General features: G+C 62.5%; 24 protein-coding genes and 6 pseudogenes. 12 read left to right on the forward strand and 18 right to left on the reverse strand.

The features are described from left to right. Positions 1–459: 459 nt before the first annotated feature. Both PSOLE_RS11750 and PSOLE_RS11755 read left to right on the forward strand, forming a co-directional pair. Entirely contained in the window at positions 460–732 is a 273-nt protein-coding gene (locus tag PSOLE_RS11750; protein WP_003461245.1) for a CopG family ribbon-helix-helix protein, read from the forward strand. Continuing rightward, positions 720–1013, forward strand: coding sequence for a type II toxin-antitoxin system RelE/ParE family toxin (locus PSOLE_RS11755; RefSeq protein ID WP_003461247.1), 294 nt, complete (start codon positions 720–722; stop codon positions 1011–1013). The genes PSOLE_RS11750 and PSOLE_RS11755 overlap by 13 nt, the downstream gene beginning before the upstream one ends. Here PSOLE_RS11755 and PSOLE_RS11760 read toward each other — a convergent pair. Further along, positions 1007–1681: pseudogene (locus PSOLE_RS11760) on the reverse strand (site-specific integrase); the annotation flags it as partial. The gene PSOLE_RS11755 and the pseudogene PSOLE_RS11760 sit on opposite strands and share 7 nt — an antisense overlap. Positions 1682–1708: 27 nt before the next feature. Between PSOLE_RS11760 and PSOLE_RS11765 the strand changes: the two are divergent. From PSOLE_RS11765 to PSOLE_RS11790, 5 genes are all read left to right on the forward strand, one after another. Next, a complete protein-coding gene (locus tag PSOLE_RS11765; protein WP_242408933.1) occupies positions 1709–2059 on the forward strand; it encodes a DUF262 domain-containing protein in 351 nt (116 codons plus the stop codon). Between the two features lie 133 nt (positions 2060–2192). Continuing rightward, positions 2193–3482, forward strand: coding sequence for an NAD(P)/FAD-dependent oxidoreductase (locus PSOLE_RS11775; protein ID WP_074860612.1), 1290 nt, complete (start codon positions 2193–2195; stop codon positions 3480–3482). A gap of 16 nt (positions 3483–3498) precedes the next feature. Then, positions 3499–4056 (forward strand): helix-turn-helix domain-containing protein, encoded by a 558-nt coding sequence (locus PSOLE_RS11780; RefSeq protein WP_074860635.1) that lies wholly within the window; start codon positions 3499–3501, stop codon positions 4054–4056. A 28-nt stretch (positions 4057–4084) separates the two neighbouring features. Further along, positions 4085–5431 carry a glutamine synthetase family protein gene (locus PSOLE_RS11785; RefSeq protein WP_074860614.1) on the forward strand — a complete coding sequence of 449 codons (1347 nt, stop codon included), beginning with the start codon at positions 4085–4087 and terminating at the stop codon, positions 5429–5431. A 23-nt stretch (positions 5432–5454) separates the two neighbouring features. Continuing rightward, positions 5455–6834, forward strand: a complete 1380-nt coding sequence (locus tag PSOLE_RS11790; RefSeq protein WP_074860618.1) for an aspartate aminotransferase family protein — start codon at positions 5455–5457, stop codon at positions 6832–6834. 328 nt (positions 6835–7162) lie between these two features. Here the strand turns inward: PSOLE_RS11790 and PSOLE_RS11795 are convergent, their stop codons facing one another. The 14 genes and pseudogenes from PSOLE_RS11795 to PSOLE_RS11860 all read right to left on the reverse strand — a co-directional run bounded on the left by PSOLE_RS11795 (position 7163) and on the right by PSOLE_RS11860 (position 21643). Further along, complete coding sequence (locus PSOLE_RS11795) at positions 7163–8017, reverse strand: helix-turn-helix transcriptional regulator (protein WP_074860620.1); 855 nt, start codon at positions 8015–8017, stop codon at positions 7163–7165. A 324-nt stretch (positions 8018–8341) separates the two neighbouring features. Beyond that, the gene (locus tag PSOLE_RS11800) at positions 8342–9313 is read right to left on the reverse strand and encodes an XdhC family protein (protein WP_003461270.1); all 972 of its coding nucleotides are present in this window, start codon (positions 9311–9313) and stop codon (positions 8342–8344) included. A 276-nt stretch (positions 9314–9589) separates the two neighbouring features. Further along, positions 9590–9970 (reverse strand): annotated as a pseudogene (locus tag PSOLE_RS11805) (IS5 family transposase); the annotation flags it as partial. A 207-nt stretch (positions 9971–10177) separates the two neighbouring features. Beyond that, entirely contained in the window at positions 10178–11419 is a 1242-nt protein-coding gene (locus PSOLE_RS11810) for a benzoate/H(+) symporter BenE family transporter (protein WP_074860622.1), read from the reverse strand. Between the two features lie 83 nt (positions 11420–11502). Continuing rightward, positions 11503–12306: an enoyl-CoA hydratase/isomerase family protein gene (locus PSOLE_RS11815; RefSeq protein ID WP_074860624.1), complete on the reverse strand. Its 804-nt coding sequence runs from the start codon at positions 12304–12306 to the stop codon at positions 11503–11505. Positions 12307–12333: 27 nt separating this feature from the next. Then, the gene (locus PSOLE_RS11820) at positions 12334–13866 is read right to left on the reverse strand and encodes an AMP-binding protein (RefSeq protein WP_074860626.1); all 1533 of its coding nucleotides are present in this window, start codon (positions 13864–13866) and stop codon (positions 12334–12336) included. Continuing rightward, positions 13866–14372 (reverse strand): (2Fe-2S)-binding protein, encoded by a 507-nt coding sequence (locus PSOLE_RS11825; protein WP_003461286.1) that lies wholly within the window; start codon positions 14370–14372, stop codon positions 13866–13868. Before PSOLE_RS11825 ends, PSOLE_RS11820 begins: the two co-directional genes overlap by 1 nt. A gap of 2 nt (positions 14373–14374) precedes the next feature. Then, on the reverse strand, positions 14375–15181 hold the full coding sequence (locus PSOLE_RS11830; protein ID WP_003461288.1) for an FAD binding domain-containing protein: 807 nt from the start codon (positions 15179–15181) through the stop codon (positions 14375–14377). Further along, positions 15178–18180 carry a xanthine dehydrogenase family protein molybdopterin-binding subunit gene (locus PSOLE_RS11835; RefSeq protein WP_074860628.1) on the reverse strand — a complete coding sequence of 1001 codons (3003 nt, stop codon included), beginning with the start codon at positions 18178–18180 and terminating at the stop codon, positions 15178–15180. The genes PSOLE_RS11830 and PSOLE_RS11835 overlap by 4 nt, the downstream gene beginning before the upstream one ends. Before the next feature lie 474 nt (positions 18181–18654). Then, positions 18655–19076: pseudogene (locus PSOLE_RS11840) on the reverse strand (organic hydroperoxide resistance protein); the annotation flags it as partial. 440 nt (positions 19077–19516) lie between these two features. Next, a complete protein-coding gene (locus PSOLE_RS11845; RefSeq protein ID WP_003461296.1) occupies positions 19517–19969 on the reverse strand; it encodes a MarR family winged helix-turn-helix transcriptional regulator in 453 nt (150 codons plus the stop codon). Between the two features lie 73 nt (positions 19970–20042). After that, the gene (locus PSOLE_RS11850) at positions 20043–20360 is read right to left on the reverse strand and encodes an I78 family peptidase inhibitor (RefSeq protein ID WP_003461298.1); all 318 of its coding nucleotides are present in this window, start codon (positions 20358–20360) and stop codon (positions 20043–20045) included. 17 nt (positions 20361–20377) lie between these two features. Beyond that, on the reverse strand, positions 20378–21028 hold the full coding sequence (locus tag PSOLE_RS11855; RefSeq protein WP_074860630.1) for a YceH family protein: 651 nt from the start codon (positions 21026–21028) through the stop codon (positions 20378–20380). 48 nt (positions 21029–21076) lie between these two features. Then, a complete protein-coding gene (locus tag PSOLE_RS11860) occupies positions 21077–21643 on the reverse strand; it encodes a TetR/AcrR family transcriptional regulator (protein WP_003461303.1) in 567 nt (188 codons plus the stop codon). An 89-nt stretch (positions 21644–21732) separates the two neighbouring features. On the opposite strand from PSOLE_RS11860, the gene PSOLE_RS11865 reads away from it, so the two are divergent. From PSOLE_RS11865 to PSOLE_RS11880, 4 genes and pseudogenes are all read left to right on the forward strand, one after another. Next, positions 21733–22464 carry an SDR family oxidoreductase gene (locus tag PSOLE_RS11865; protein ID WP_003461306.1) on the forward strand — a complete coding sequence of 244 codons (732 nt, stop codon included), beginning with the start codon at positions 21733–21735 and terminating at the stop codon, positions 22462–22464. Between the two features lie 43 nt (positions 22465–22507). After that, on the forward strand, positions 22508–23101 hold the full coding sequence (locus PSOLE_RS11870) for a 2-hydroxychromene-2-carboxylate isomerase (protein WP_074860632.1): 594 nt from the start codon (positions 22508–22510) through the stop codon (positions 23099–23101). A 68-nt stretch (positions 23102–23169) separates the two neighbouring features. After that, a complete protein-coding gene (locus tag PSOLE_RS11875) occupies positions 23170–23385 on the forward strand; it encodes a DUF3820 family protein (protein ID WP_003243834.1) in 216 nt (71 codons plus the stop codon). 86 nt (positions 23386–23471) lie between these two features. Then, positions 23472–23795 (forward strand): annotated as a pseudogene (locus PSOLE_RS11880) (IS110 family transposase); the annotation flags it as partial. Here the strand turns inward: PSOLE_RS11880 and istB are convergent. Together istB and PSOLE_RS24105 are read right to left on the reverse strand one after the other, a co-directional pair. After that, positions 23793–24455: pseudogene (gene istB / locus PSOLE_RS11885) on the reverse strand (IS21-like element ISPpu7 family helper ATPase IstB); the annotation flags it as partial. The pseudogenes PSOLE_RS11880 and istB sit on opposite strands and share 3 nt — an antisense overlap. 17 nt (positions 24456–24472) lie before the next feature. Further along, positions 24473–24616 carry a hypothetical protein gene (locus PSOLE_RS24105; protein WP_156157174.1) on the reverse strand — a complete coding sequence of 48 codons (144 nt, stop codon included), beginning with the start codon at positions 24614–24616 and terminating at the stop codon, positions 24473–24475. A 162-nt stretch (positions 24617–24778) separates the two neighbouring features. Here PSOLE_RS24105 and PSOLE_RS11890 point away from each other — a divergent pair. Continuing rightward, positions 24779–25102 (forward strand): annotated as a pseudogene (locus PSOLE_RS11890) (IS21 family transposase); the annotation flags it as partial. Between the two features lie 47 nt (positions 25103–25149). Here the strand turns inward: PSOLE_RS11890 and queD are convergent. Beyond that, entirely contained in the window at positions 25150–25506 is a 357-nt protein-coding gene (queD, locus tag PSOLE_RS11895) for a 6-carboxytetrahydropterin synthase QueD (RefSeq protein WP_074855975.1), read from the reverse strand. Positions 25507–25521 lie beyond the last annotated feature (15 nt).

The following is a 25521-nucleotide window of genomic DNA, read 5'->3' on the forward strand; positions in this document are numbered from 1 at the left end:
GTATCAGCGCGTGGTCAGCAACAAGGGGGCGCCGGGTGCCGATGGCATGACGGTCGCCGACTTGGCAGGCTACGTGAAACAGTATTGGCCCATCCTGAAGGTCAGGCTGCTGGCAGGTGAATACCATGGGTAATAAAGGTCTGAAATATTTTTGAATCGCGTAGCGTGTTAGCAGCGTTCATGATTCCCGGCTTGTTGGCCAGCGAAGTATCCGCTGCACTGCGTAGATTCACGCATTGCCGGTTTCGAGACTGAAACTGCCCCTTTCGGGGGGGCGTCTGGTTTAGGTTTTAATGAAAGCGCTCGTACCAAGATGCTGAAGATGACTCAGCTATACCGGTGCGAGTGACCCGGTCGAACCTCCAGCATCGTGATCTGTTTGTGAGCATCGGATAGACAGCTTTCACGACTGCTGCTACCTTATTAAAAGGTAATACCTTTAGATAAAGAGGGCTAACCATGGCCACTTCCATCAAAATTGATGACAAGCTAAAAGGCCGCATTCTGCAGTTGGCGAGCCAACGCCAGCGCTCGTCTCACTGGATCATGCGCGAGGCAATCACCCAGTACGTCGAGCGTGAGGAGGCCCGTGAGAGCTTCAAGCAGGAAGCCCTGGCATCGTGGGCGGCATATCAGGAAACCGGACGGCATTTGACCAGCCAAGAAACTCGGGCCTGGCTCGGTAGCTGGGGAACAGATACTGAGGTAGAGCTTCCCAAGTGCCACGATTGATTGTTACTGAAGGCGCGGCGAAGGGCTTGGAGCGTTGCCGGCGATTCCTCTCAGACAAAGATCCGCAGGTCGCGCGCCGTGTTGCACAGGCAATCGAGCGCCAATTCGCTCGATTGGAGGAAAGTCCGGAAGTAGGGCGTCCATTTCCAGATCTGCCGGAGCTGCGTGAGCTCATCATCGAATTTGGTGACTCAGGTTACGTAGCGTTGTACCGCTATGAGCGTGCAGATGACACCGCCTATGTCTTGGCCTTTCGCCATCAAAAAGAAGCTGGCTACTGAGGCTGGACAGCAGCTTTCGGGCTCCCGGCAAGAATCGACTCCAGCCTCTCTCCCAATAACCGCCATGCTTCGGTCTTTTCCTTGGCGTAATCGTGGTGCAGGTAATGCCGGCGTACCTTGGAGCCACCCAGCAGGTGGTTCTGGCAGCGATCAATGATTTCCAGCGTGACACCGAGCTCCTGCATCATGGTTGCACCTGTGCGACGCAGGTCGTGTGGTGTCCATTCGCCCTTTATGCCCTTGCTCAGTACCAGTGAGTCGTCATGATGTCGGCCAGCCAAAGGCTTGGTACGGTTTTTGAACCGGCACTGCCGGTCTCCGATTAGCTTGCTGACAGTCTTGGTATCAACGTGGCTTTTACCGTCCTTGCTGGGGAAGCAGAACGGTGTATTACCGGTTTCTTTCTGCAGTCGCGGGAACTGCGCGATGGAAAAAGCTGATAGGAACACATGGTGATCCTGACGTTTGCCTTTATGGCCTTTGGTAGCCTCGGCAGGGATGAACCAGGTGCCTTTCTTCAGGTCCAGGTAGCGCCACTCGGCCTTAAGCAGTTCGCCGATACGACATAGGGTGCTCAGGCAGATCCACAGAGCGCACTGGACTCGCGTGTTGACCGGGCGAGTGCCGGAATACTTCTGGCCAGCGGGAAGCTCTTCGTAGTCTTTCTGCTCGACTCCTTACTCCAGTGCTACCCGATTGGAGGCGTAGTACTCTGGGAAACGGATCAGAAGGTGCCGTATCGCTATTTCGTCCAGGATTACCTACCAGGCCACTATGCGCGTCAGGTAGATGAGGGGCGGTGGGGCGCAGCCAAGGCTCTGGTATATGACGGTCAGCAACGCTTGCAAACGTTGTACTCGGTGCTTCGACATCGTTTCAACGGGCGCATTTTGCACTTCGATTTGCTGTTCGACTCAGCAACAGCTGAGGCGGATGAGACTGGTTTTTTGTTTCGTGATGCTGGCGAGGAAGCGGATCCGCGCTATCTGCGTATGACCGAGTGGAATCCGCAGCCTGCGTCGGGTTTTGGCCCAGGCGATAGATGAAGGGCTGTTCACCCATCTCGAATGCGGTATGGAGTTGCTGCAGCAGGTCGCCTGAGTCGCTCAGACTTGCCTTTGTGAATTTATCTCTATAGATTTTCATGAAATTAATTATTAAAAATTTCATGAGCCATTTATGTTTCGCCACGCCAGTGAGCACGTCGACAGCTATTACGCCCATAGCTGCAAGGATCGACTGACGCATCATCCCGTGCTGCAAGATGATCTGCAGTGCGATGTGCTGGTGATCGGTGCTGGTTTCAGTGGCCTGCACACTGCTTTGCGCCTGGCCGAAGCAGGGCGCAAGGCCATTCTGCTGGAGGCCAGTCGTGTGGCCTGGGCAGCCTCTGGGCGCAACGGCGGGCAGGCGATTCTGGGCTGGTCCTGCGATATGCCGCCGCTGGAAAAGGCGCTGGGCATCGAACGCGCCCGCCGTCTTTGGGATGGCATGAGCTGGGCCGCCCGTGAGCTGCGTGAACTGCCCCAGCGCCATGGCTTCGACTGCGATTACCGACGTGGCCATCTGTGGACGGCGGTGCTGCCGCGCCGCGTGGCGCTGTTGCATGAATGGCAGGAAGAGGCCGCCTATAAGTGGGGGCACCGCGCGCTGCAGTTCGTCTCTCGTGAGCAGATGCCGGAGTGGGTCGCCAGCGAGCGTTACCGCGCTGGCCTCTACGACCCCGAGGCCGGGCATCTCAATCCGCTCAAGTTGGCGCTCGGGCTGGCCGAAGCCTTCGTTCGCGCCGGTGGGCAGATCTTCGAGCAGAGCCGTGTGCTGAGTCAGGACAAGCAGGGCACGGGCTACCGTGTGCGTACCGGGCAGGGCAGTGTGCAGGCCGATAACCTGGTGCTGGCCTGCAACACCTATGTCGACAGCCTGGAGCCCCGTCTGGCCCGGCGCATCCTGCCGGTCGGCACCTACCAGATCGCCACCGCGCCGCTAGGTGCGGAGCGCGCCGAGGCCTTGCTGCCGCGCAATGCCTGCGTCACCGACAACCAGTTCGTCCTCGATTACTTCCGCCGTACGCCGGATCACCGTCTGCTGTTCGGCGGGGGCTGCACATACCTCGGCGGTTTGCCAAAGGACATCGCTGCTGCCACGCGGCCATTCCTCGAGCGTGTATTCCCGCAGTTGTCAGGCGTGGCCATCGACTTTGCATGGGGCGGGCATATCGATATCACCCGTGCGCGCACGCCGGATATCGGTGGCGAGAACGGCCGTTACTGGCTGCAGGGCTTTTCCGGGCATGGTGTGCTGCCGACCCTGGCGGCAGCGCGGGCAGTCAGTGATGCCATTCTCGGCAATGACGACGAACTGGCGCTGTATCAGCAACTACGCAATCCCGAATTCCTATTCGGCGAGCGCCTGGCGGCACCGCTCGAGGCCATCGGCAAGGCCTGGTATCGACTGAGGGACAGCTTCTGAAATGGACAGCCCTGACATGGACAAGAATCTGGAGATGGCCGCGCTGGCCGTGCTCATTCACGACCTGCGTAAGCACAAGAAGGTCACCCTCAACGAGCTGGCCGAGCGCATCGGTCGTTCCGTGGGCTTTCTCTCGCAGGTCGAGCGTGGCCTGTCGCGCCCGACCGTGGAAGATCTGACCGCCATCAGTGAGGCACTCGACGTACCCACCACCTATTTCTACAGCCTGCCCAAGCCCAAGGCGCTGGACTGGGTGACTCGTCCGGACGAGCGCCGCACCCTGTACCTGGCCGGTGGCATCACCGACATCATGGCGTCGCCGACCTTGCAGGGCGCGTTCATGGTCGTCGATAGCCTGCTCGAACCGGGGGCCAGCAGTGGCGAGCGGCAGATGAGCGACCGCTCGGAACAGGCCGGCTACGTACTCGACGGCCAGCTGACGCTATGGCTGGGCGAGGACGAAGAAAGTGCCACGCTGTATCCCGGCGATGCCTTCCAGGTCCCGAGCTACGCGCGTTTGCGCTACGCCAACCAGGGCGAAACGCCAGCGCGTGTGCTGTGGATCTACACCTGACCCTTACCGTGAACCGGACATAACTCCAATGAACGTCACCCGAGTCGAGCTGCTCGACGAAGTCCGCCAATTCCGCCAGGCCCACCCAGAGGTGCGCTTCGTCGACCTGATCTGCCTGGATATTCCCGGACATTTCTATGGCAAGCGCTACCCCATCGAGATGCTGGAAAAGGTCGCTGCCGGCAGCGCCCTGAAGCTACCGCAGAACTGCGTGCTGCTCGGTGCTCAGGGCGGTCTCTACGAGATCGGCGACTACTGCTTTCATGACGGCGACCCGGACGCGCCACGGCGCCTGATTCCCGGCACGCTCAAGCTGGTGAACTGGGAGCGCCAGCCGTTGGGGCAGATGCTGATCAGCTCCGACGGCACCGAAGCGCCCATCGAATTCGAACCGCGCGAGGTGCTGGCGCGCGTGGTGCAGCGTCTGGCCGCACGCGGCATTCGCCCGGTGGTGGCCTTCGAGCTGGAGTTCTACCTGTTCGACAAGGCGCTCAAGGACGGCTTGCCGCAGTACCCGCGCGACGACCTCAGCGGCGATGCCGACGACCAGCCGAACATGCACATCGAGCGGCTGTCGCGTTTTTCCGACGTGCTCGACGACATCACCGAGACCGCACGCCTGCAGGGCATCGATACCACGGTGATCACCGCCGAGATCGGCCCGGGGCAGTTCGAGATCAACTTCAGCCACAACACCGACCCGATGCAGGCGGCCGACTGGTCGGCGCTGTTCTGCCGGCTGACCCGTGGCGTGGCGCTCAAATACGGCCATCGCGCCAGCTTCATGGCCAAACCGTACCTGCAGTATCCGGGTAGTGGCATGCACATCCACGTCAGCCTCTACGACGAAGCCGGTGACAACCTGCTGGCGTGTGACGAGCAGCGCCCGCTGCGGCATGCCGTGGCCGGCTGCCTGGAACTGCTGCCGGAGCTGATGCCGATCTACGCGCCGAACCACAATAGCTATCGCCGCTTCGGTGCCCAGGTGAACTCGGCGAGCAAGGCCAGTTGGGGTTTCGAGGACCGTGACGCCTGCGTACGCATCCCCGAGTCGGATGCGCGCAACCTGCGTCTGGAGTTCCGCCTGCCGGGCGCCGATGCCAACCCCTATCTGGTGCTGGCGGCATTGCTGACCAGTATCGAGCATGGCCTCGACGCCAAGGTCGAGCCCATCGCCCCCCTGAATGACGACCGCGAAAGCGGCGTCGACTTTCCCAAGGACATGCTCGACGCCGTGCGCTGCATGCAGGCCAGCGAGCGTGTCGCCGCTGGTCTCGGCAGCGAGTTCGTCATGGTCTATTGCGAGAACAAACGCCAGGATCACCTGGCCTTCATGCACGACATCAGCCCGCGCGAATACCGCTGGTACCTGTGATGTCACGGATAGAAGGAGGCGCCATGAATAACGCCGTGAACAACCCCAAGACCGCCCACTGGCAAGCCCTCAGCCAGGCCCACCACCTGGCGCCGTTCAGTGATTACAAGCAACTGGCCGAGAAGGGCCCGCGCATCATCACTGAAGCAAAGGGTGTGCACCTGTGGGACAGCGAGGGCAACAAGATCCTCGATGGCATGGCCGGCCTGTGGTGCGTGGCCGTCGGCTATGGCCGCGAGGAGCTGGTCGAAGCTGCCGCTACGCAGATGCGCCAGTTGCCGTTCTACAACACCTTCTTCCAGACCGCCCATCCACCGGTGCTGGAGTTGGCCCATGCAATTGCCCAGCTGGCGCCGGCCGGCATGAACCACGTGTTCTTCACCGGCTCGGGCTCGGAAGGCAACGACACGATGCTGCGTCTGGTACGCCACTACTGGGCATGCAAAGGCCAGCCGAACAAGAAAATCATCATCGGCCGCGACAACGGCTACCACGGCTCCACCGTGGCCGGGGCTAGCCTCGGCGGCATGAAGTTCATGCACGAGCAGGGTGACCTGCCGATTCCGGGCATCGCCCATATCCCGCAGCCGTACTGGTTCGGTGAAGGTGGCGACATGAGCCCGGCGGCCTTCGGCATCTGGGCCGCTGACCAGTTGGAGAAGAAGATTCTCGAGCTGGGTGAAGATAATGTCGCGGCGTTCATTGCCGAGCCGATCCAGGGCGCTGGCGGTGTGATCATCCCGCCGGACAGCTACTGGCCACGCATCAAGGAAATCCTCGGCAAGTACGACATTCTCTTCGTCGCCGACGAAGTGATCTGCGGTTTCGGCCGTACCGGCGAATGGTTCGGCAGTCAGTATTACGACCTCAAACCTGACCTGATGACCATCGCCAAGGGGCTTACCAGCGGCTACGTGCCGATGGGCGGGCTGATCGTCAGCGACAAGGTGTTCGAGGTGATCGCGGCGCACGGCGATTTCAACCATGGCTTCACCTATTCCGGCCATCCGGTGGCGGCAGCGGTGGGCCTGGAGAACCTGCGCATTCTCAAGGAAGAAGGCATCGTCGAGCGGGTGAAGGCAGAAACCGCGCCCTATCTGCAAAAGCGCCTGCGCGAGCTGGCCGATCACCCGCTGGTGGGTGAAGTGCGCGGCATCGGCATGCTTGGTGCCATCGAGTTGGTGCAGGACAAGGCCACGCGCAAGCGCTTCTCCGGTGATGTGGGTGTGGGCATGGTGTGCCGTGGCCACTGCTTCAACAACGGTCTGATCATGCGCGCGGTGGGCGACACCATGATCATTGCGCCGCCATTGGTGATCAGCCAGACGGAAGTGGATGAGCTGGTAGAGAAGGCGCGCAAATGCCTGGATCTGACCTGGGAGCAGGTGCGCACCGCGGTATAAGGACGATCACCGTGGGAGGCGCTTTAGCGGCGATTTTTTCTTGTCGCGGCTACGACTGCATGGATGCAGGAGGTAGAGCGAAGCAGGATTGCCCGAGCCGAAAGCCCCTCCCACGGAAAATGCCAAACCCCGCCACCGGTAACGGTGGCGGGGTTTGGTTTTTCAGCTGCTTACTCGAGGCTATTGTTCGGCGCTCGGGCGACACGATCCAGCGCGGTGTGCACCGCCGGCCCTGGTCATCTTTGGCCGGCCACGACCGGCAGCAGCCACTCGCTTCAATGCAAGAACCCTGTGCACTGGGCTCCGGCAATTGCCAAGGATCCATGGCTCAGGAGTGCGGGTAACTGTCCACTACCCGCTGGTACTGGCTCGGCGAGGCGCCGATATGGTGCTTGAAGAAACGCGTGAAATGCCCCTGCTCGGAGAACCCCAACGACTCGGAAAGCAAGCCCAGGGTGCCACTGCGCTCACTGTCGAGCCAGGAAAAGGCACGCCGCATCCTCGCCGCGTTGAGCAGCAGGTTGGGGGGCATGCCGGTGTCCTTGCGAAACAGGGAATAGAAGTGCGCGCGCGACAGACCACAGCTTTTGGCCGCATTGTCGATTGGCGCCGGGTCATCCAGGTGATTGAGCAAATAGTCGGTACCTTTGCGCACCCGCGCGTCGCGGTAGTCATTGACAGTACGAACGCCCATCCGACAGAGATGCCGCCACTGCGAGGAGTCTTCGATCAGTTGGATGAGGAAGTCGAACAAGTAAAACTCGATACGCTCTTGTGGAACCAGGCCAGGGCTGTGCATTTCAGCAATCAAGCGATCCGCCAGATTGCGGTTTTGCGTGCTCAGTTCCATGGAGGATTGCGCAAAAAAGTCTGGACGACTGCTCAAGGCGAGCGACTGTTGCGCGGTGGCCAGCCAGGCCGGCTCGATGTACAGAGCCAGAATCAAGGTATTGCCGGCACCTGCCTGATAATCGAAATAATGCGGTTCCCAGGCGTTGACCAGGACCACATTGCGGTCGGTCAGCGGCACCTGACGGCCACGGACGTTGAAGAAGGTGTCGTCACCCGCCACTTTCACCAGCACATGGCATTCCGAGTGGGTATGCATGACCAAGGGTTTATTCATGTTCAACAAGGCAACTCGGCCGAAATTGCCATGAAATACGCGTTGTGCAACCGACATAGGCAGTTCTCCCTCATCTACTGGATGAGCGTTGTCCGCAGCGCTTGGTTCTATCTGCGCCGTCTTAGAATATTTTCCCGAGGGGGTTAGCCGGAGGTCGGCAGGCGTATCGATATCCTGGTGGATACCTGAATCCTCCACGTCGACACTCATGCAGGACGCCGCTTGCTCACCGCTATCGCCATCGAGTTACCGCAGCGCTGGACAGCAATCTTGGCCATACAACCCCGGATGTCCTGAGTAGCCTCGATAGCGCGGCTGAGGATTATTTGACTAATTCAGCTTGGCGCACAAGTACTTCTTAGTCGTAGCGCAATGACCTGATCACAAGGCATGACGCGCCTTGCCGTGGTATACGCGCAGGACATCGGCCATTACCGCCAGCGCTATTTCCGCCGGCGCCTTACTGCCCAGATCCAGACCTATGGGCATGTGCAGGCGCGTGATCTGCTCGTCGGACAGGCCGCCAACGCGCTTGAGCCGCTCGGCGCGCTTGGCCGAGGTGGCCTGCGAGCCCATGGCGCCAATGTAGAACGCCGGGGTGCGCACCGCCTCCATTAGGGCCAGGTCGTCGATACGCGGATCGTGGGTCAACGCCACCACTGCGGTGGCGGCGTGGCAGCCGCCAGCAGCGATAAACAGCGAGGGCAGTACGCGCTGCATCTCTACGCCGTCGAGTACGATGTGCCCGACTTCCTCACGGGGGTCACAGGCGATCACCTCGCAGCCGATAGCGCAGGCAAAAGCGGCGCAGGCTTCGGCCACCGGGGACAGCCCGGCAAGAATCAGGCGCAGCACCGGGCCGACATGAATGCGCACCCTTTCATCGACGATGTGCACCCGCTCGCTACCCTGGCTGGCGTCCGGATCCAGACGCAGCGCACCACTGCCAAGGTCGACATGACGCACCAGGCGATTCTGACCGAGCAAGGCCGCCTGCAGGGCTTGCAGGTGCTCGAGCCACTCGGCGCTGGGCGCGCGGTGTTCCACCAGCACCACCAGCACCCCACCGCAGGGCAAACGCAGGCGCCGACTCTCCTCGGCGCTGTCGCCGTAGCGGACAATCTGCGCCGGCTCGCGCAGCTCGCCACGGGCCAGGCTGGCGAGGAACTCTTCCTCGACACAACCGCCGGAGAGCGAGCCGACATGCTCGCCAGCAGCGCAGGCCACCAGCATCGCCCCCGGCGCGCGCGGCGCCGAGCCGTAGGTCGAGAGGACTGTACAGAACCACAATGCACGACCGGCACGGGCCCAGTCGAGCGCCTGGCTGACAACCTGTAGATCGAGATGGCGCATGCTTCCAGTACCTTGTAGAGCCGGTATCACAGGGGAGGCAGCAGAGGCGAACTTGCCCGTTTCGCACTTGTCCAGGCATACGCTGGTGCGGGAAATCCCCGGTGACGCCTGCGTTTTGTCGTTGCTGCGTTTTATCAGCCGTCCGCCGGATGGTCAGGTTACGGCACGCAATGGCGCACGCCTTGCCAACCCAATGGAATATTGGTCTTTACGTCCGCCGATTTGCCTTTTGGTCCAAACAAGGGCGGCTTAGCGAATAAAAAAGGCTATGTCCCTAACTGCCAGGTGAATCGTGCTGGTATTGCCAGCTCGACTTTTTCCTATGGCCTCATCGTTGCCACTGGCAGCGCCTGCACTGTGTTGGTGAGCCTTGGCATAGCTGCCATCAATGAACACTCATTCCATGTCGGGCTGCGCCACAAGCGCCTTGAAAACCTTGAGCCATTTTCCAGTTGCGGACCACGCATTGAAGCGTTTATAGACCTTATTCCAGTTCCCGAACGCTTCGGGTAGATCTCTCCAGGGGCATCCCGTGCGCATGTGGTACAGCATGCCCTCCACCGTCATTCGTCGATCACGCTTGTTGTAGATGGCCTTGCTCAGCAGAACTTCCCGCAGCTTCGACCAATGCTTATCACTGAGCAATAATCGGGGCATTGTAAACTCGTATCGATGATGGGCTAGAGCTTCGGCGATACGGGTTTTCTCTTACATATCAACTGGTTATCGAAAAACGGCAACAGCCCCTAGGCAAAAGAACTCCCACAGGCCCTTGCAGGTCCATGTGTGGCAGTGGGAGCTCTTGAGGGGGACAGCGTTTAAGACGTGCGCGGTGTGTCGTTACTCGACGACGGCAGCGCGACTTTAGGCGGCCTGCTCACGGTGCAACTCGCCGAGCACCCAGGACACCGCCACGCCGATCACCAGCGCCCAGAACGGCGCGCTGATACCGAACAGGCTGAACTTGCTCATGGCCACCACCAGGGCGACAAATGCACCGATCTGGCAACCGGTGTCTTTGTGGAAGGCCTGCTGCAACGCGCTGAGCAAGACGCCGATCATCGCCAGGCCGGCGACCACCAGGATCAACTCACGCGGCAAGGCGAGGATGAACGGCACGGCGATACCGGCGAATACGCCAAACAGGGCGAACAGCACGCCATTGACCAGGGTCGCCCCGTAACGTTGACGCGGATCGTCGCCGGCCTGCTCGGAACTGCAGATCGCCGTCATCGGCCCGGCGATATTGGCGTTGTGCCCGCCCAACAGCCCGGCCAGCATGCCGCCCACGCCGCTCACCACGGTCATCGCATTGACCGGAGGCTTGTAGCCCTCGACCATCAGCACACCGGTGGCCTGGGCATTCTCGGCACCGATTACCAGCGCCGCCAGCGGCACCGATATGGCAAAGAAGGTCTCCAGGGTGAACATGGGCGTGGTGAAAGCCGGCATGACGAAGGCGATATCCACATCCGCCGGTTTCAGCAGGCCCAGAGCCAAGGCCGCGGCGAAGCCCACCACCCCGGCAGCCAGCACCGGCGGCACCGCCTTGAAGAAGCGCATGACCAGGAAGAAGGTCAGCGCCGCCAGACCGGCCATCAGCGGAGCGCTGCCGACCGCTTCTACCGCACCGACGCCGAAGCGAATCATCGCCCCGGCGATCATCGCCATGACGATGGGCATCGGCAGCCAGCGCATCAACTTGCCGATCACCCCGCTCAAGCCGAGCAGCAAGACCAGCGCGCCGCTCATGATGAAAGCGCCGACCGCCTGGCGAAAATCCAGACCGGCAAGTGCCGCGATCATGATCGCCGCGCCAGGAATCGAATAAGCGCCGCAGATCGGCTGGCGGTAGCGCAGCGCCATGCCGATGCTGATCAGTCCGCCGAGCACGTAGATGGCGAATAGCCAGGCAACCGTCTGGCCATCGCTCAATTGGCCGGCTTCGGCGGCGCTGATGACGATCAGCGCCGGCCCGGAACAGCCGAACAGCGCGGCTACTACCCCGGCGCTGACCGACTTGAGGTTGATTGCCTCTCGGATTGAGTGGCCCGATGAGGCGCCAGATGGTGGTGCAGTATCAGTGTTCGCTTTTTTGCTAAGCATGACCCGTTCTCCGCGATTGTTGTTGTAATGCGGTACAGCCGTTGTCTGCCGAGGCCTGCCGCAGGCAAGCCCCGGTGGGAAGGTTACTCGCCGCGGAATACCGCCGGCCGCTTGCTGTGGAACGCCTCGACGCCTTCCTTGAAGTCATGCGAGCTGCGCAGGCGGCTGTAGCAATGGCCTTCCATCTCGATGGCCACGCTCAGCGGCGCGTCTTCGTTGTCGTTGATCAAGCGCTTGGCCGTGCGCTGGGCCAGCGGCGAGAAGCGCCGCAGTTCATCGACCAGCGCGTCTACCGTGCTTTCCAGCTCGGCGTCCGCCACGCACTCGGTGGCGATGCCCCACTCGTAGGCCTGTTCGCCGCTGATGCGCTTGGCGCGCATGACCATGTGCTTGGTGCGGGCCACGCCGATGATCTTCTGCAGGCGCGCCGAACCACCGGAGCCGGGGATCTGCCCGAGATTCTGCTCGGGCAATGCGTAGCGAGTGGTCTCCGAGGCGATGCGGAAATCGCAGGCCAGCGACAGCTCGAAACCGACGCCGAAGGTGTAACCACGGTTGGCGGCGATCACCGGCTTCTCGCAGCGCACCGGTGCGGCGACGTTCCAGGCCAGCTTGGAGACGTGCTCCGGCGAAGCCTCGAGGAAGCCCTTGATGTCGCCGCCGCTGGAGAAGTGCTCGCCCACCGCGCGCAGCACGATGACGCGCACCTGTGGATGTGCGTCAAGCGCTTCGAAGACCTGGCGCAGCTGGTCGCGCTGGCCCATGGAGATAACGTTCAGCGGCGGGCGGTTGAGGATGATGTCGGCGCGCTCACGGGCCGCATTGACCTCGACCTGGAAGCCGTCGAACGGGGTTTCGAGAAATTGCTGGATCGCTTGCAGTTGCATGATGGATGTCCTCGGGATAGTGAGCAGTCAGCCTTTTTGGGCCTGTTCCTGGTGCTGGGCCAGCAAGACGCGGCGCAGCACCTTGCCAACGGGGGATTTGGGAATTTCGTCGATGAACTGGTAACGCCGCGACCGCTTGAACTTGGCCAGGCCGGAGGTGATGCAGTAGGCATCCAGTTCGCTTTCGCTGACCTCGGCACGCAGCTTGATGAAGGCGGCGATGATCTTGCCCCACTGCTCGTCCGGCAAACCGACCACCACCACTTCCTCGACGGCGGGGTGCAGTGAGAGCACGTTCTCGATCTCCACTGGGCTGATGTTCTCGCCGCCGGTGATGATCAGGTCGTCCACCCGCCCGGTGACAAACAGGTCGCCGTCCTCATCGAAATAGCCGGTGTCACCGGTGAAATACCAGCCTTCGCGCAACGCCTTGGCCGTGGCTTCGGGGCGGTTCAGGTAGCCTTCGAACGCCTCGTCGCTGGCCAGGTCGGCGACGATCTGACCTTCTTCCATGGGCTTGACTTGCACCTGTGCCGATTCGGCGTCGATCGGCACCACCCGCACCCGTTGGTTTAGCGCGCTACGCCCCGAGGAGCCAGGTTTGCGGCTGGCCTGCTGATCGATGGTGAAGGTATAGATCTCCGAGCTGCCGTAGTGGTTGACGAACAACTGCGGCTGGAACGCCTGTTCGACGCGGCGCATCAGCCCGTCGCTCATGGGTGCGCCGGCGAAGCCGATTTTCTCCACGCTGGCGACCCGTTCGCGGGCGAAGGCCGGGTGCTCGATAAGCATGTGATAGAGGGTCGGCACCAGGTACAGGTTGCTGACCTGTTCCCGTTCGATAGCTTCCAGGGTGGCCTCGACGTCGAACTTCGGCACGCAGACGAAATGCCCGTCGATCAGCGCCATGGCCAGCAGCGAACGCACGCCCATGGTGTGGTACAGCGGCATCACGCCGAGGGTGCACTCGCCGTGGTAATAGAGGTTCTGCGCCACATGGGCGACCGCCGCGGCGCGTTCCGCGCGGTGCCGGCGCGGCACGCCCTTGGGCTTGCTGGTGGTGCCGGAGGTATAGAGCAGCAGGGAGAAATCCTCGGGCGTGGCGCGCAGGATGGTCGCCGTCGGCGCCTCTGCGCACAGCTCGGCGAAGCTCAGGTCGCCGTCCGCGGCGCGCTGACCCGCGGCGATCCGCGGCAGATTGAGCGCGGCCGTGCAGGCAGCGACCGCGGCCACGGTGGCGTCGTCGTAGGCCACTGCGCGGATCTGCGCATCCTCGATGCAGTAGGCCAACTCCTCGGCAGTCGAGCGCCAGTTCAGCGGGGTCATGACGATGCCGGCGAACTGGCAGGCCCAATGCAGGGTCGCCATCTGCCAGCGGTTCTGCATGGCCACCAGCAGGCGATCACCCCTGCCCAGCCCGAGTGACTCGAGGCCGTGGGCAGCGCACTGGATATCGGCGAACCACTGTTCGTAGGTTTTTTTCACCGTGCCGTCGCTGACCGCAGTGGCCAGCGGGCGGCGTTCCGTGGCAGCGAGGAAGCTGCGTCCGAGATCGAACATTATTGTTGTACCTCTTCGTTCGTTTGGCGTTGGGCAGCCACTTCCAGCACTGCCTGGACAATGCCGGTGTAACCGGTACAGCGGCACAGGTGCCCGGAAAGCATGTCGCGCACTTCGGCCTCGCTCGGGTCGGGCTGCCGCTCGAGGAAATCCACGCAGGACATGAGGATGCCCGCAGTGCAGAAACCGCACTGCAGGGCGTGATGACGGCGGAACGCCTGTTGCAGGTCGCTCAGCGTGTCGTCGTCGGCCAGCGATTCGACTGTCTCGATGCGCCGCTCGTGGGCCTGCACGGCGAGCATCAGGCAGGAGCGCACGGCGACGCCGTCCACCAGCACCGTGCAGGCGCCGCAGACGCCGTGTTCGCAGCCGACATGGACGCCGGTGGCGCCGAGGTCGTGGCGCAGGAAATCGCACAGCTGGGTACGCGGCTCGGCCAGGCCTTCGCGCGAGCGGCCATTGAGCTCGAGACGGACGGGAAAACGTTGTTCGGCGGTTGCGCGCATGTTCAGACTCCTTCGATGAGCCGGTGACCCAGCTCGCGAATCAGTTGCCGGCGGTAGGCCGCGCTGGCGTGTACATCGTCCTGGGCGTCGAGCGACCAGGCGGTTTCGTTGAGCGCGTCGGCCAGCGCCGCGCCGCGCGGCAGGCTGCGCATCACCGGGCGGTCGGCGACCCCGCCGACGCCCAGGCGCACCTCGTCGATGCCGACACAGGCGGCCAGCGAGACGATGGCGAAGTCGCCGTGGCGCATGGCGATTTCCCGGAAGCGGTAGCCGATGCCTTCGCGTTTGAGCGGGAAGCGCACCTCGACGAGCAGTTCGTCGGCGCGTTTGTCGGTGGTGAGAATGCCCTGGAAGAACTCGGCGGCCTTGACCACGCGCTTGCCCTTCTTCGACTCCAGGACGATCTCGCCGCCTAAGGTCACCAGGCACAACGGCAGCTCGGCGCTGGGGTCGGCGTGGGCCACCGAACCGCACACGGTGCCGCGGTTGCGGGTCTGGAAGTGGCCGATCCAGGGCATCGCCAGGGCCAGCAGCGGCACCTCGTCGACCAGCGTCGGCCGCGCCAGCAGTTGCGCCTGGCGCACCGCCGCGCCAACCGCCAGGCAATCCTGGCGCAGCTCGATATAGGCCAGGTCGGCGACCTGGTTGATGTCGATCAGCAGCTTGGGCTGGGCCAGGCGCATGTTCAGCACCGCCATCAGCGACTGCCCACCGGCAATGATGCGCGCATCCGCGCCATACTCGGCGAGCAGTTCGAGCACCTGGTGGCGGCTCTCGGCGCGGACGTAATCGAAGGCAGCCGGTTTCATTGCGCACCTCCCTTGCCGAGCAGGCTGGCTAACAGCGCACGCAGGCGGGGCCACCAGCCAGCGGCGATCGCCTGGCCACTGACCCGCTGCGACAGGCGGGTGAAAATCTGTCCGATGATCACTTTCGAGGCCCCTTGCATCATGCGGCTGCCGACCGCGGCGACCTTGCCGCTGACGGCGACCTGGTATTGGTATTCCAGGCGCGTGTGACCGTTCTCCAAGGCGACGAAACGCACCCTGGCGTGGCCCTCGGCCGAACCCATGGAGCTGGTGCCGGAGCCGGACAGGCGCAACGAATGCGGTGGATCCAATTCGCTCAAGGCGACCTTGGCCTCGAAGCGTGCGCGGATCATGCCGACGCCGACGGTGACGTCCGCGCGGTAGCGATTCTCGCCCTGCAGCTCAAGGGCATGGCAGCCGGGGATGATCGCCGCCAGGGTGGCCGGGTCGAGCAGGGTGTCGAACACCTGCTGTGGCGGCGCCGGGATCACCACCGCATCGTTGGCGCGCAGGGCCGAACCACCGGCCGACTCTGCGGCGAAAGCGTCGTCCTGCAGCATGCCGGCCGGCCGCGGCGGCTCGTCGATGCCGATCATGCTGCGCACCTTCGAGGGGGTCAGCGGCAGGCGGATGTCGGCGCGGCCGAGGGCATCGGCCACGGCGTTGGCGATGCATACCGGCGTGCTCATGTTGTTGCCCTCGCCGACGCCCTTGGCCCCCAAGGGGGTAAACGGCGACGGTGTTTCCAGATGCAGGATCACCGGCTCGAGCACTTCCGGTGCAGTGGGCACCAGGTAGTCGGCGAAGGTGCCAGAGAGGAAGCTGCCGTCCTCGCCATAGGCGAACTCTTCCATCAGCGCCGCGCCAAGCCCCTGGGTAAAGCCGCCGCGGATCTGTCCGTCGACCAGCGCGGGATTGAGCAGGCGGCCGGCATCGTGGCAGGTCACGTAGCGGTCGAGGTGAATCGCGCCAGTGACGCGGTCGATCTCCAGGCCACAGATGTCGAAGACGAAGCCGTAGCACAGCGAGCTATTGATGAGATCGTCGTCGTCCGGCGCCATGAGCTGCGGCGGGCTCCAGAATGCGGTCTCGCGCAGGCCGCCCGGTTCGCCTTGCGGGAGCAGGCCAGGCGTCCAGTGGGTGGCGCCGGCGATGCGGTGAAAGGCTGCAGAAGGACCGCCGTTGGCGACGAAGATCTTGCCGCCGCCGAAGCGGATGTCCTCCGGTTTGGCTTGCAGTTGCGCGGCTGCGATCGCGGCGAGGCGATCGCGCACCTTAAGCGCGGCCTGGTAAACCACCCCAGCCACCGCGCCGGCGAAGCGGCTGGAATAGTTGCCCGAGGCGATCGACCAGGCATCCTTCTGGGTGTCCAGTTCGACGTTGACCACGATCGATTCCAGCGCCACGCCGAGCACATCGGCGACTATCTGCGCCACCGCGGTCTGGTGGCCCTGGCCCTGGGGCGTCGAGGAGACGTGCACGCTGACGTCGCCGAGCGGGCCGACGTTGATGGTCGCCGTGCTCACCGCACCGTTCTTCGGCCCGGCCTTGCGCCGTTCCTCGGGCGTCATCGCGGTGGTGATGTAGCCCATGTTGGAGATCGACGGTTCGATCACCGCGGCATAGCCGATGCCGTACAGCCGGCCTTCGCCGCGCGCCTGGTCGCGGCGGCGCAGTAACTCGTCGAGACCGCCGTCCTTGACCGCCAAATCGATACCGGCCTGGTAATTGCCGGAATCCAGCAGAGCGCCGGCCGCGGCCCGGTAGGGGAAGGCGTCGGCCGGTACCAGGTTGCGGCGGATCACCTCCAGCGGATCGAGATCCAGCTGCACGGCGATATGCTGCAACAGACGCTCCAGGGCAAAGTACACCTGCGGGCCGCCGAAGCCTCGGTTTAGGCCGGTGGGGGTCTTGTTGGTCAGCACCACGCGGTTGCGCACCAGCAGGTTACGAATCGCATAGGCACCCGTGAGGTTGCCGTGCATGCGGTAGAAGGTGGCCGGCTCCGGTGCGCGCAGGTAGGCGCCGCAGTCGTCGATCTGGTCATAGCGCAGGGCGGTGATGCGACCGTCGGCCTGCACCGCCGCCTCGATTTCGGTGACCCGATTGGTCGCGGAGGACGCGCCTTGCAGATGCTCGAGGCGGTCTTCAACCCATTTCACCGGGGCTCCGACCTTGCGTGCCGCCAGTCCCATCATCACCACGTAGGGGAACACGCCCTGTTTGATCCCGAAGCTGCCGCCGGAGTCTTTCGGTGTACGCAGACGCAGGCGGTTGCTCGGCACGTTGAGCGCGCGGGCCATCACCGTGTGCAGCGCATAGGGTCCCTGGAAGTTGGCCAGCACGTCGTAGATGCCGGTGGCGCGTTCGTACTGGGCAAGCACCACGTAGCATTCGATGGGAGTGCAGGAGCTGCGCGGAAAGCTCACCTTCAGCGAGACCCGGTGCGGCGCCTGCGCGAAGGCTTGTTCCGGTTCGCCGTAGCGGAAATGCCGCTCGTTGACCACGTTGCTGCCGACTGCCTCATGCAGCACCGGCGCCTGTTCGGTGGTGGCGGCCTCCGGGTCGATGATCGGCGGCAGCGGCTCATATTCGACACGTACGCCTTCCAGGGCGTCTTCGGCCAGGTAACGGCTCTCGGCGATCACGACCGCCACCGGCTCGCCGACGTAGCGCACCTTGTCCACGGCGATGCACCAATGCTCCATCGGCTGGCGCACGCCGACCGGGAATGGCTGGGCCCAACGCTTGATGTCCTCACCGATGAGTACGCCGTGCACGCCTTTCATCAGCAGCGCTTTGGAGAAGTCCACGGCAGTGATGCGTGCATGGGGATGGGGTGAACGGACAATGGCCGCGTGCAGGGTACCGGGCGGGGTGGCCGCATCGTCGGCATAGCAGCCCAGGCCACGCAGCAATGCAGCATCCTCGACACGGGTCTGACGAGCGCCGATATGGCCGCTGTGCTGGGTAACGGGGTCAGGCTGATATAGGTTCATCACTACTTCTCGCGTTTATTGTTGTGCGCGATTGACTCGTAAGAAGAGTATGGACCCCGGCCAGCCGGCCGCCTTGCCAGGGCCTATGAATATCTGCCCGTACGTCAGTTGGCTTGCCTTTTAGTCTGATGCGGTGAAGACGGCGGCGTTTTTCCGGACGCGCTTTGGTCTGGGCAATGCCGCTTGGGCTGGCTCGGTAGGTTGTCGAGCGCTCATCTGCATCACCTTGGTGTCCACCAGGATGCCGGACAGGTTCACAAGGGGTAGTTCTGGTTGCTGCTGGCGCTGGACAGCAGCTCGTGGGCGAGAGGTCATCTTCGCGGTGACCACTTCGCATCAGGGGCTGGCGGGTACGCCGATGGCAATCACCTTGGCGATATTCAGCGGCAAGCCGCAGCGACACTGGGGTGGTTGCGGTGTTCTCCTCTTGGGCCCGCTGACGGCCTGGCCGTCAGCGTTCGCCCCTGGGGGGCAGACGATGGTCAAGGTGGCGTCGATGTTGCCGCGGGTGGCGTTGGAATAGGGGCAGACGATGTGCGCGCGGTCCACCAGGGTCTGCGCCGCTTCGCGATCCAGGCCCGGCAGGCTGATGCGCAGCTCCACTTCGATGCCGAAGCCGGTGGGGATCGGACCGATGCCCACGGTGCCTTCGATAAAGGTGTCGGCCGGGATGCTCAGCTTGTCGCGGGCGGCGATGAACTTCAGGGCGCCGAGGAAGCAGGCCGAATAGCCGCGGCGAACAGTTGTTCCGGGTTGGTGCCCTTGCCGCCGGCGCCGCGGAATTCCTTCGGCGTGGTCAGGGCGATGTCCAGTACGCCGTCGGAGGAGACGGCGCGGCCCTCACGGCCGCCGAAGGCTTCAGCGGTAGCACGGTAGAGAACGTTTTCGATGGTCATGGCGGTATTCCTCTTCAGATGCGATGGGGTGCGTAGGGATGCGTCGCTCAGCCTTCGGGGTACAGGCCCTTGCCGTTCTGGCTGGCTTGACCATTGTCGGCCAGAACCGGGGCGGACAGGATCAGCGTGGCGGTCAGTGCGATCAGGGTTTTCATCGGTTTCTCCAGGGCTTTGGTGGGTAGCGGGTGGAGACGACTGCGGAGTCTCCGTGGAAAGTTTAGCGCCAATTGTTAGTGCGCAAGTTATTTCCATGGAGCGAACTGTGCCTCGAATATATTTTGTGCGCAATATAATTTTATGAGTTTTTCGCTATAACCCTGGAAGTTCAGAGCATAAGCAGGCGTAACGGGGCATAGAGGCGCTGGAAGCGAACGGGTGGCGTGCTGACTAGTGGCCGCCCAACCGCTTCCAGGCGCGATCGGGCGGTCTGAGCGCTTGGCTTACAGCGTTTGCTGCAGGTGGCTGCGCAGCTCCACCAGCTCTTCTTTGAGCGAGGCGAGCTGCTCCAGGCTCAGGCCGGAGGCCTTGAGGATGCAGGCCGGCAGTGCCTTGGCCTGCTCGTGCAGGGCGCGACCCTTGTCGGTCAGGTACAGCTGTACCACGCGTTCGTCCTGGCTGCTGCGCTGGCGCTGCAGCAGGCCTTCGCTCTCCAGGCGCTTGAGCAGAGGCGTCAACGAGCCCGGATCGGTCAGCATGCGTGCGCTGATCTCACTGACGGTGATGCCCTCGTTTTCCCACAGCACCAGCATGGCCAGATATTGCGGATAGGTGAGACCAAGCGCCTGCAGCAGCGGCTTGTAGGTCTTGGTCATCATCAGCGAGGTGGAATAGAGGGCGAAGCACAGCTGGTTGTCCAGCATCAGCTCGGCGCAGGGTTCCACTTGGGAGGTCATGGCATTGGCCTGTGCAAAGGTGGTTGGCGTTGTCGGCAATTGAGCGCAGGGCAACCCGCACTCTATTGTGAGTTCAGCCGCAGGATACGCGGGTGATCACGCGCTGATCATCGACATTGAGGTTAAGGCGTTGACCATTGTATTCCAAGGTCACCACGCTGTCGGGTGTGAGTATACGAGCTGTGCTGGCTCCGGCTTGCTGACGTGCCTGCTCGAGCAGTTCGGGCGTCGCGGTCTTGCCTTTGAGGTGCTCGACGGCGGACGAGGTGCAGCTGTCCGGAGTCGGGCCACTGGGTGCGGCAGCGGAGGTCGGTTTCTCGGCGGTGCTGCTGCAGCCGGCTGCGAGCAGGGTGGCGCCCAGGATGAGGCAGAGACGAGTTTTGAAATTCAATGCATGAGCTCCTTGGGTTACTGCGCGCCTTCCAGGCGCGCCAGACGTTCTTCGAGGGCGGCGATGCGCGTTTCCAGTTCGACCAGTCGATCTTCGTTAGGTGCCGCAGCCTCCTCACGAGCAGCAGGGCGGCTGGTCAGCAAGCTTTCCATATCTGCAGATTCGCCCAGCAGATGCATGTAGCGATCCTCGCGCTGACCACTCTGGCGTGGTAGCAAAAGCGCCAGACCGCGACCGATCAGACGCTCCAACTGATGCTGGACCTCGGCGACATCGTCGAAATCGTGCATGCGATTGCTGCGCGTGAGCAGCTCATTGAGCGTCTGCGGGCCACGCAACAGCAGCAGACCGAGCAATACCGTCTGCGGCTTGACCAACTCCAACTGCTTGTCGCAACGCTGTTCCCAGCGGTCGGCACGGCTGCCCATCACCAGGTGCACCAGCTTGCGACCTTCGAGGCTGCGCAGATAGCGCCCGACTTCACCGGTTTCCAGGTTCATCAGCGGTTCGCGGCTGGTCTTCTGGTTACAGGCCAGTTGCACGGCATTGAGCGTCAGCGGGTAGGTTTCCGGTGTGGTCAGCTGCTTTTCGATCAGGCAGCCGAGGATGCGCACCTCGACGGCGTGCAGCGGGGTTTCACCAACCAGCGGGGATGGGGTGTGCGACATGGATCGATCCTGGCAGGAAGAACGCGCCTAGGTTAACGGCATCCGCGCTCAGCTGACAGGCTTCAATGTGTGTTCGAGCATGTCCAGGCTGGCGCCGAGCACCTGCTGGCGCGATTCCTGGCTGGCCATCATGCGCGCCAGCAGTAGGCTGCCCAGGCATTGCGCGAGAATCGTCCAGGCCAGTTGCGGGTCGCCGATGATCTCGGCCCAGGTGTTCTGCAACTGCAGGATCTGCTGCTCGGTACGCAGCCGCACGCGTTCATCGGCACGGGCGATCTCCGCGCCCAGGGCAGGCAGCACGCAACCTTTATCCGGTTGCTCGACATGCGCCAGGCTGAGATAGGCCGCCAGGCAGCGTTGCAGCTTGTCGCGCCCGGCGTCACCCGCTTCGCCGCCAAGCCGGCTCAGGCTGTTACGCAGCTCGCGTTCGATCAGTTCAGCGAACAAATCGTCCTTGCTCGAGAAATGGCTGTAGAAGGCTGCGCCGGTCAGACCTATGGTTTTCATCAGCGCGTCCACGCCGGTCACGGCAAAACCTTGCTGCTTGGCAATCGCGCCGCTGCTGGCGAGCAGGCGCTCGCGGGTTTCGGCCTTGTGTTCGGCGGAATAACGCATGGATGGCTCCGTTCTATGCTGGGTTGACCTGCCCGAGATAGTATCATAACGTTCGTTAAGCTAACGATCGTTAGTTAACAGAGGAAGCCATGAACGAGAACAAGAAAGTCGCTTTGATCATCGGCGCGGGTGATGCCACCGGCGGCGCCATTGCCCGGCGTTTTGCCCGTGAGGGTTACGTGGCCTGCGTCACCCGGCGCAGCCTCGATAAATTGCAACCGTTGCTGGAAGAAATCCGCAGCGAGGGCGGCGAAGCGCATGGTTTTGCTTCCGATGCGCGACGTGAGGAGCAGGTGGCTGAACTGGTAGAGAGCATCGAGCGTGACATCGGGCCGATCGAGGTGATGGTGTTCAATATCGGCGCCAACGTGCCCTGTAGCATCCTTGATGAAACCGCACGCAAGTACTTCAAGATCTGGGAAATGGCCTGCTTCTCCGGCTTTCTCACCAGCCAGGCGGTGGCCAGGCGCATGGTCACCCGTGGACGCGGCACCATCCTGTTCACCGGCGCTACGGCCGGCCTGCGTGGCGCCGCCGGATTTGCCGCTTTCGCCGGGGCCAAGCACGGCATCCGCGCGCTGGCGCAGAGCATGGCGCGCGAGTTGGGGCCGTTGAATATCCATGTCGCACATGTGGTGGTGGACGGCGCCATCGATACCGCGTTCATTCGCGACAGCTTTCCCGAGCTCTACGCCAAGAAGGATCAGGATGGCATTCTCGACCCCGAGCATATCGCCGACAGCTACTGGTTCCTGCATGCTCAGCCGCGCGATGCCTGGACCTTCGAGCTGGATCTGCGCCCGTGGATGGAGCGCTGGTAACCTGCGCTGAACCCATAATCACAATAACGAGCGAGTGAAGCTGATGAGCAAGACGGTGGAGTTCTTCTTCGATCTGGGCAGCCCGGCCTCCTACCTGGCCCATACCCAGTTGCCTGATCTGTGTCGCGACGCTGGCGCTGCACTGGTCTATCGGCCAATGCTGCTCGGCGGCGTGTTCCAGGCCACCGGCAACGCCTCGCCGGCGATGATTCCGGCCAAGGGGCGTTACATGATTCGCGACCTGGCGCGCTTTGCCGAGCGCTATGGCGTACCGATGCGCTTCAACCCGCACTTTCCGATCAATACCCTGACGCTGATGCGTTTGCTGGTGGCGCTACAGTTGTATCAGGCGGAGCGCTTCGACGATGCTTTGCAGGCGCTATTCCGGGCGATCTGGGTCGACGGGGTGAACATGGGTAATCCGGCCAGGGTGGCAGGCGTGCTGGTTGCCGCTGGTTTCGATGCAGCCGCCCTGCAGGCGCAAGCCGCTGAACCGGCAGTGAAGGACGCGCTCAAGGCGACTACCGAGGAGGCGGTCAAACGCGGCGTATTTGGCGCGCCGACCTGTTTTGTTGGCGGTGAGATGTTCTTCGGTCAGGATCGCCTGGATTTCGTTCGCGAAGCGCTTCGCGGCTAGGTGCTTTTCGTCCAGGGCCTGATGCCTGGCACAATGGACGGCTCATTTTCCGGCCATTCGAGTAACCGATGAACCCCGAAGCGCTGAAGCTCCTGGTGACCCGCCGCATGCCTTACGGCAAGTACAAGGATCGACTGATCGCCGATCTGCCGGGCCACTACCTCAACTGGTTCGCCCGCACGGGTTTTCCCAAGGGCGAGCTGGGTCAGTTGCTCGCGCTGATGCAGGAGATCGACCACAACGGCCTCAAGCCGTTGCTCGATCCGTTGCGCGACCGTTCGTAGCCCAATGAGATGGACTCCTCCCTCCTACGGCGTCATTGCGCCAGACTGAAGGTTACGAAACAAACAATCCCGGAGGGGGAGCCCGCATGAAACTTAAACGCATAGGCGTGGATTTGGCAAAGCAGGTTTTTCAAGTTCATGGTGTCGACAGCCATGAGCAGGTCAAATGCCGCAAGCAACTCAAACGGCATCAGATGCTGGATTTTTTCCGCCAACTGGAGCCGTGTGTGGTGGCGATGGAGGCCTGTGGCAGCGTGCATTACTGGGCCCGTGAATTAGGCAAGCTGGGGCATGAGGTGCGTTTAATTGCTCCGCAGTTCGTCAAGCCTTACGTGAAAGGCGGCAAGAACGACGCGAACGATGCGCAGGCAATTTGTGAAGCGGCCAGCAGGCCCACCCTGCGTTATGTCGAGGATGGCATCGGCCAGGGTCGGATCGCCGATCAGTTCGTGCCAGTTGTCCACCGGCATCTGGCTGGTAACGATGGTCGAGCGCTGACCGTAACGGTCGTCCAGTAGCTCCAGCATGTCGCGCCGTTGCTCGACGGTGAACGGGGCCAGGCCCCAGTCATCGAGGATCAGCAGGTCGGTCTTGGCGTAGCTGCTCATCAGCTTGGCGAAGCGCCCGTCGCCATGGGCCAGACCCAGTTCTTCCAGCAAACGTGGCAGGCGCAGATAGCGCACGCTGTAGCCCTCTCGGCAGGCCTGGTGGGCCAGGGCGCAGGCCAGCCAGGTTTTACCGACACCGGTGGGGCCGCCGATGATCAGGTTGAGGCCGTCGCGTAGCCACTGGCCACTGCTCAGTTGCAGGATCAGCGCCTTATCCAGTCCGCGCGGGCTGCGGTAGTCGATGTCTTCGAGGCAGGCGTTGTGCTTGAGCCGGGCCTGGCGCAGGCGGCTGCTCAGGCGCTTGTCATCGCGTTCGGTCAGTTCGCGGTCGACCAGCAGGCCGAGGCGTTCTTCGAAGCTCAGGCTGTCGATGTCCGGGGTTTTCAGTTGTTCATTCAGCGCCTTGAGCATGCCGTGCAGGCGCAGGGTTTGCAGCTTGTCCAGGGTCGGATGGGGCAGCATGGTGAGTTTCCTTGGGGTCAGTGGTAGTAGGCGGATCCGCGCAGGTTGGCGTGATCGTCCGGCAGTAGCGGCAGGTTGGTTTGAGCTAGCGGCAGGTTTTCCAGCCCCTGGCGCAGGATCGATTCGAGGCTCTTGTAGCTGCATGCGGATTCCACGGTCATCTGGCACTCATTCCATGAGCATCTGACCACCGATTCCACGGTGATCCGGCCACTGATTCCACTGTCATCCGGCCACTCAACCGGGCAGGCAGCTACGCAGGATTTCTTCACTACCATCGACCTCTTTTTCGAAGCAGAGAGGTCGTCGTGGAGCGTTTATCCATGCGTAAGATTCGCGAAGTACTACGTCTCAAGTTCGAGGTCGGACTATCGGCTCGCCAGATTGCGGTCAGCGTGCAGGTCGGTCGTGTCACCGTCGGCGACTACCTCAATCGTTTTGCCGCCAGCGGTCTCAGTTGGCCCTGTTCGTTGTCCGATGCCGAGTTGGAGCAGCAACTGTTCCCGCTGACACCAGTGGTGCCCAGCGAGCAGCGTCCACTGCCCGATTGGGCATGGATGCATGCCGAACTGCGCCGCCCCGGCGTAACCCTGGCGCTGCTCTGGCAGGAGTACCGCCTGAGCCAGCCGCAGGCTTTGTCGGCATCAATAAAAAGGCCACCTTGAAGGTGGCCTTTGCTGTTTCTGGGCGCTGATCAATCGCCGCGATATTCGCAGCCGCTGGTGCAGGTCTCGTGGATGCGTACGCGCGACAGCTCAGGCAGCAAGGGTTTGACCTGTTGCCAGATCCACTTGGCCAGCACTTCGCTGGTTGGGTTTTCCAGGCCGGGGATGTCGTTCAGGTAGTTGTGGTCGAGCTGCTCGTAGATCGGTTTGAAGATCGTCTTGATCTCAGAAAAGTCACGAATCCAACCGGTATAGGGATCGACTTCACCTTCGATATAAATGGCGACTCGAAAGGAGTGGCCGTGCAGGCGGCCGCATTTGTGGCCTTCCGGTACGTGTGGCAGGCGATGGGCCGCCTCGAAGATGAACTCTTTGAACAATTCCACTGAACAGCGCTCGCG

It is taken from the genome of Pseudomonas oleovorans subsp. oleovorans, from assembly GCF_002197815.1.
Classification (GTDB): domain Bacteria; phylum Pseudomonadota; class Gammaproteobacteria; order Pseudomonadales; family Pseudomonadaceae; genus Aquipseudomonas; species Aquipseudomonas oleovorans.